This window comes from Curtobacterium sp. MCLR17_039 (assembly GCF_003234745.1).
Taxonomy (GTDB): domain Bacteria; phylum Actinomycetota; class Actinomycetes; order Actinomycetales; family Microbacteriaceae; genus Curtobacterium; species Curtobacterium flaccumfaciens.
The window spans coordinates 1-5,609 of sequence record NZ_QKTF01000029.1 but is presented as its reverse complement, the minus strand read 5'-3'; the positions used below and the strand labels follow the sequence as shown (position 1 = coordinate 5,609).

Below are 5,609 nucleotides of genomic sequence, written 5' to 3'. Positions count from 1 at the left end.
GTGGGCGTAGGCGCTGGTGATGCCGCCGCCGTGGTCGATGATGATGATGTTGCCGTAGCCGCCGTAGGGTCCGGCGTAGGTGACGGTGCCGGCGGCGGTGGCGTAGAGCGGAGTGCCGCAGGGGGCGCTGAAGTCGGCTCCGGCGTGGAGGCGGTAGTCGCCGTAGACGGGGTGGATGCGGTACCCGTACGCCTGGTAGAAGCTGTACGAGGTGATCGGTCGGGTCCACCCGGACGCTGTACCGCTGCCACTGGGACGCGTGCTGCCCGCAGCGGGGGCGGCCGGTGCGGGCGCTGACGCGGCAGGGCGCGACGCAGCTGCGGCTGCGGCTGCGGCGGCTGCCTGTTGGCGGGCACGGGCCTCCGCGGCGGCTTTCGCTGCGGCCGCGGCGGCCGCAGCGCGGGCGCGGACGCCTGCTTCATAGCCCTGCTCGATGCTGAGCCGATCATCGCGCAGCGTCGCCAGCTGGGCACGCATCGTGCTGACGTTCTCCCGCTCGCTCGCCTCCGCCGCTGCCGCGGCGTCGCTGGCGGCGACGGCGTCATCGAGGGCGTCTTGCGCGGCGTCCGCGAGCTTCGTGCGGGCGGTCTTCGCGACGCGGGCTTGGGCGGCGAGAGCGCCGGCGGTTTTCGCCGCGGTGCTCGCGCGGGCGTAGAGGCCATCGACCTGCTCGCCGATCTTGCTCGACATGCTCAACCCCTGCAGGAACGCATCTGGGTCGTCCTGTCCGAGGATCGCGCCGGCACCGAGGCCGCTGCCGCCTGGCCGGGTGAGGGCCGCGGCAACTTGCCCGACGGTGCTGCCGAGCTCTTCGGATTCCGTCGTCGCGGCAGTCGTGCTCGCGGCGAGTTTCGCGTGCGCTGCGGTGGCTTGATCGAGGTCATCCTGCGCCGCCTGGTAGGTCCGCCCGGCGGCGTCAGCCCGGTCGGCGGCGGCTTGGGTCTTCTTCTGCAGCTGGTCGATCAGCCCGTTCAGGGTGCTGATCTGCGCTTGTTTGCTCTGCTCGCTACCGCGGGCGGCTTCCACTTGGTCCCAGGTGGGAAAGCTCGCTGCTCGAGCTGGTGTGGGCGTGGTGAGCGGGACGATGAACCCGGCCGCGACGGCGAGGACGAGCCCCACCGTGCGGAGACGGTGCTGCCGGCGCTGTTCGGGTGTGGTGGGCGGCGCGCTCACAAGGTGCGTCCGGCGTTGGTGGTGAGCCAGGCGATGGGGTCGATCGGGGTGGTGCCGCCGAGCATGACCTGCAGGTGCAGGTGCGCGCCGGTGCTGGCGCCGGTGTTGCCGACGAGGCCGACGAGCTGCCCGACGGCGACGCTTTGCCCGGCGCGCAGCGGTGAGGAGCCGAAGATCATGTGCGCGTAGAGGGTGGAGATGGTCTGCCCGTCGATCTGGTGGTCGATGATGACGTACTGGCCGTACTCCGGGTGGGTGCCCGAGATCCGGACGGTGCCGGCGGCGACGGCGCCGATGGGGGTGCCAGCGCCGGGGGTGATGTCGGCGCCCTGGTGGATCGACGAGCACGCGCCGCACGGGGCGAGGCGGGGGCCGAATGGGGAGCTGACCCGGATGCTGCCGGCGATGGGCCAGCGGATATCGCCGGCGCCGGTGTTCACGATCGTCCCGGTCGCCGCGACCGCGGCCGTGCTGCCCGCTGCCGTGGCGCTGTTCGTGGTGGTCTTGGTGATCACCGGCTTCACGACGGGTTTGGTGACGGTGTAGCCGTCCCGGTCGACCGTCACGGTCAGCCCGGTCGCGGTGAAGCTCTGCCCGGCAGCGGCGGGGGCGCCGCCGGGCACGGTGACGGCGGGGCCGGTGGATGCTTGTGCGGGAAGCGCTGCGGCGGTGAACAGCGCCATCGCTGCCGCAGCTCCGGTCAGGGGGATTGCCGCCAGCGCCCGGGAACGGAGCGTCCGCGTCGGTGCCGGCGCGGTCACCGTCACGGCGGGTAGCGGCGGCCGACTCGCGATAGTGGGGGTGCGGCGGGTGCGTGGCGGCCGCGGGGCGGGAGGTGTGGCGCGTTCTGCGGCGAGGGCTTCGCGGCGCGTCAGCGGCGTGGCAGTGGGGGTGTGGGGGTGCTGCTGGGGCACAGGCAGGCTCCAAGAAAGACGGCGGACGGGGATGATCCCGTCAGAAGAAACAGGGCCGCTCGGCGGGGTGGTCGAGCGGGAGGGGGAAGGCCGGTCGCGGGTCGCGGCAGGGAGGGGGGACACCGCCGCGACCCGCGGCCGGGGTCACATCGACGCGAGCATGTCCTTCATCTGGTTGATCTGCTCGGTCTGGCTCGACACGATCGACTTCGCCATCGCGACCGCGTCGGTGTTCTTGCCCTTGTCGACTTCGGTCCCCGCCATGTCGACGGCGCTGGTGTGGTGCTCGACCATCTGCTGCAGGAACAGCTTCCCGGCGTCCGCCGGGGAGGCGCTGTCGAGGGCGTCCATGTCGGAGTCGGACATCATCCCCGACATCGAGGAGTGGTCCATCCCGGACATGCTGGACATTTCGGTGGGCTCACCCCACTGCTTCAGCCAGCTGGTCAGGGATGTGATCTCCGGCCCCTGCTCCGCCTTGATCTGCTTGGCGAGGGTGACAACGTCAGCGTCCACGTCGGAGCCCTTAGCGAGGAGCATGTCGCTCATCTCAACGGCCTGCTTGTGGTGCGGCAGCATCTGCTGCGCGAACATGACGTCCTGGTCGTTGTGTGCCGACGAGGACGACGAGGACGACGAGGAGGAGCTGTCCGATGAGCCGGCGTTGTTGGTGGAGCAGCCGGCGAGGGTGAGGCCGATGGTGAGTGCGGCGGCGGCCGCGAGGGTGCGCGTGATGGTGGTGTTCATGGATCCGTTCCCGTGATGCGTCAGGTGTTCCGGGCAGGCGAATACCTGCCCGTGTTCTGGGCATGCGGGAGCTTCCGAAGGGAGCGCTCCCGCCGGGGATGGATCAGATACGGATGATCTGCAGCGCCGTCAGTGATGGCGGCTTGGGTGCCGCGACGCGGCGTGCAACACGGTCCCCGAGGGCGAGGAGGCGTGCGAGGACGTAAAGGACCCCGCCGTTCCGGGTGCGCAGCAGCGCCCACGCGAACAGGGCGATCGTCAGCGCGCAGGCCATCCCCATCAGGGAACACATCAGCGCGCACAGGCCGCCATCGCAGCCAGCATCACTGAGCACGCTCACCACCGCGCCAGCCGGCGCGGCAGCGTCGGCACCGTGTCCGGCGGCGTCGCTGTGGGTGTGTTCGGCCGTCATGCTCGACGTCGCGGTCATCGCGTGATCGCCGGTGGTCGCGTGGCCGAGCATGCTGTGCATCAGGACCGTGAACCCGACCAGCAGCAGCAACGCCAGCACCGCCGTGGCCTGCAGCAGCAGGCGGCGGCGCGTGGTGTTCGCGGTGGTGAGCATGCGGATCCGTACTGATGGCTGGTCGGGGTGCGGGTTCTATGGTGCAGGACGAGCGCTGAGAGGACAACCGCCTCGTCTGGTGGGCGGGAAGCTGGTTAGGCGCGCACGAGGCGGGCGATCGCGTCGGAGGCTTCCTTGAGCTTCACCGCGGCCGCGTCGCCGCCTTCGGCGACGGCGTCGGTGACGCAGTGCGCGAGGTGGTCATCCAGCAGGCCGAGCGCGACGGACTGCAGCGCCTTCGTCATCGCGGACACCTGGGTGAGGATGTCGATGCAGTACTGCTCCTCATCGACCATCCGCTGTAGGCCGCGGGCTTGCCCCTCGATGCGGCGCAACCGTTTGAGGTAGTCGTCCTTCGCGGTGATGTACCCGTGATGGTGCTCTGCAGCAGGTGCGGTGGTGTCGGTCATGGACGCTCCTCGGGGGTCACCGTTTACGGTAGCGGCGCTCATGCCGCCGTCGACCAATCGAACGGGGCCGGCGCGATCGGGGTGCCGACGCCGCGGGTGATGACGATGGCGATGTCCTGCTGGTCCTGCAGTTCCAGATCCGGCAGTGGCGTGGTGGTGCGGGTGCCGTTGACGAACACGGCGACGTGCCGGTCGTTCTTCCCGTCGACGTACCCGCCGACCTGCCCGTCGCGCAAGGTCACGTTCCACTCGGTGAAGAGCTGTCCGAGGGTGAACGGCTGCACCTTCGCGGATTCGACATGCACGATGCCGGAGGTGTCGTGGGTGTGCAGTGCGGACATGCCGCCCCGCTGCACGTCGACGCCGATGTTCGCCGGCACCGCCACCGGCTCCCCGTCCACCGATACGGACAGATGCTGATGGGTGTGCAGCGCCGCACCTTCCATCCCCGCCACCTCAAGTCCCGCAGCCTTCGCCCGCGCCGGCGCATCCGCGGGGGCCGGCCACGGCGGTGCCGCCGTCACCCCGGACGCCGTCGGCGCCGAGTCGTCGCCACGGGTGAGGGCGGTGACCGTGATCGTGGTGACCGCGGCGAGGACGACGACCACGGCGGCGCCCAGTAGCCACCACCGGCGTGTACGGCTGCGCTGCTGCTCCGCTCTGCGGTCAGCGACTTTTTGCCGCGCCTGCTCGCGCCGATCAGTTCTGGTCGCCATCACGTCCTCTTTCCGGGTGCCAGGTTGGCGGATTGGGAACACATCCACTCGACCGGCGTTACACTCGCTACGGTACCCCCCTAGGGTACCTTATGAACGTGAACGACGAAGGGATCACCACGATGAGCGAGCAGCTGACGAACACGTACGGCATCACGGGCATGACGTGCGGGCACTGCGTGATGAGTGTCAACGAGGAACTCGTCGCCGTGCCGGGCGTCACGGACGTGACGATCGACCTCAACGTCGGCGGTGTCTCCACCGCCCGGGTGACCAGCACCCGCGACCTGCCGCAGGAGGAAGTCTCCGCCGCTGTGGAGGAGGCCGGCTACACGTTGGTCGCATCATGACCACGACCAGCACCCCGCCAGTTGAGCTGACGATCGAGGGGATGACCTGCGCGTCGTGCGCGAACCGAATCGAGCGGAAGCTGAACAAGCTGCCCGGCGTGACCGCGAGCGTGAACTACGCCACCGAAAGCGCCTCCGTCACGCTCCCCGCGGATCTCGCTGTCGACGACGCGATCCGCACCGTTGAAGCTGCCGGCTACGGCGCACACCTGCCCGAACCGGCCGGCGCGGACACCGACGAGCTCGCGCCGCTGCGGCGACGCCTGATCGTGTCCACGGTGCTCGCTGTCCCGGTGGTGGCGCTGTCGATGATCCCGGTCCTGCAGTTCCCGGGATGGCAGTGGGCCGTTCTGGTGCTGGCGCTGCCGGTCGCCGTGTGGGGTGCGTGGCCGTTCCACCGTGCTGCCGCGATCAACGCCCGGCACGGGGCCGCGACGATGGACACCCTCGTCAGCGTCGGCGTCGCCGCCGCGACCGTGTGGTCCGTCTGGGCACTCGTGTTCGGCGGCGCCGGGCACATCGGGATGCGGATGGCGTTCTCTTGGTTCCCGCACCCCGGCGCGGCTCCGGAACCGTACTTCGAAGTCGCCGCCGCGGTGACAGTGTTCCTCCTCGCCGGCCGGTACTTCGAGGCCCGCGCGAAGGACCGCTCCGGCGCCGCCCTGCAGGCGCTCCTCGCCTTGGGTGCACCGACTGCGCGGGTGCTCCGAGACGGTGTCGAGACCGAGGTGCCG

General features: G+C 70.3%; 8 protein-coding genes. 2 read left to right on the top strand and 6 right to left on the bottom strand.

Annotated features, from left to right (window positions below):
• The 6 genes from DEJ00_RS18120 to DEJ00_RS18095 form a co-directional block, all read right to left on the bottom strand.
• On the bottom strand, positions 1–1,119 hold a 1,119-nt coding region (locus DEJ00_RS18120; RefSeq protein WP_146248022.1), incomplete at its 3' end, for a M23 family metallopeptidase.
• Between the two features lie 50 nt (positions 1,120–1,169).
• A complete protein-coding gene (locus DEJ00_RS18115) occupies positions 1,170–1,856 on the bottom strand; it encodes a M23 family metallopeptidase (RefSeq protein WP_111058329.1) in 687 nt (228 codons plus the stop codon).
• A gap of 375 nt (positions 1,857–2,231) precedes the next feature.
• Complete coding sequence (locus DEJ00_RS18110) at positions 2,232–2,834, bottom strand: DUF305 domain-containing protein (protein WP_111058328.1); 603 nt, start codon at positions 2,832–2,834, stop codon at positions 2,232–2,234.
• A gap of 103 nt (positions 2,835–2,937) precedes the next feature.
• Complete coding sequence (locus DEJ00_RS18105) at positions 2,938–3,399, bottom strand: hypothetical protein (protein ID WP_111058326.1); 462 nt, start codon at positions 3,397–3,399, stop codon at positions 2,938–2,940.
• 95 nt (positions 3,400–3,494) lie between these two features.
• Positions 3,495–3,809 (bottom strand): metal-sensitive transcriptional regulator, encoded by a 315-nt coding sequence (locus DEJ00_RS18100; RefSeq protein WP_056120637.1) that lies wholly within the window; start codon positions 3,807–3,809, stop codon positions 3,495–3,497.
• Positions 3,810–3,847: 38 nt separating this feature from the next.
• Complete coding sequence (locus DEJ00_RS18095; protein WP_146248020.1) at positions 3,848–4,333, bottom strand: hypothetical protein; 486 nt, start codon at positions 4,331–4,333, stop codon at positions 3,848–3,850.
• Between the two features lie 314 nt (positions 4,334–4,647).
• Here DEJ00_RS18095 and DEJ00_RS18090 point away from each other — a divergent pair, with 314 nt between their 5' ends.
• Both DEJ00_RS18090 and DEJ00_RS18085 read left to right on the top strand, forming a co-directional pair.
• Complete coding sequence (locus tag DEJ00_RS18090; protein WP_111058318.1) at positions 4,648–4,875, top strand: heavy-metal-associated domain-containing protein; 228 nt, start codon at positions 4,648–4,650, stop codon at positions 4,873–4,875.
• Positions 4,872–5,609: cation transporter (locus DEJ00_RS18085; protein ID WP_220038900.1), on the top strand; the 738-nt coding region annotated here is incomplete at its 3' end. The genes DEJ00_RS18090 and DEJ00_RS18085, both read left to right, overlap by 4 nt.

Excerpts from the sequence above, each read along its gene's own strand:
- DEJ00_RS18115 (WP_111058329.1), bottom strand. The coding sequence starts at position 1,856 with ATGGCGCTGTTCACCGCCGCAGCGCTTCCCGCACAAGCATCCACCGGC.
- DEJ00_RS18110 (WP_111058328.1), bottom strand. The coding sequence starts at position 2,834 with ATGAACACCACCATCACGCGCACCCTCGCGGCCGCCGCCGCACTCACC.
- DEJ00_RS18105 (WP_111058326.1), bottom strand. The coding sequence starts at position 3,399 with ATGCTCACCACCGCGAACACCACGCGCCGCCGCCTGCTGCTGCAGGCC.
- DEJ00_RS18100 (WP_056120637.1), bottom strand. The coding sequence starts at position 3,809 with ATGACCGACACCACCGCACCTGCTGCAGAGCACCATCACGGGTACATC.
- DEJ00_RS18090 (WP_111058318.1), top strand. The coding sequence starts at position 4,648 with ATGAGCGAGCAGCTGACGAACACGTACGGCATCACGGGCATGACGTGC.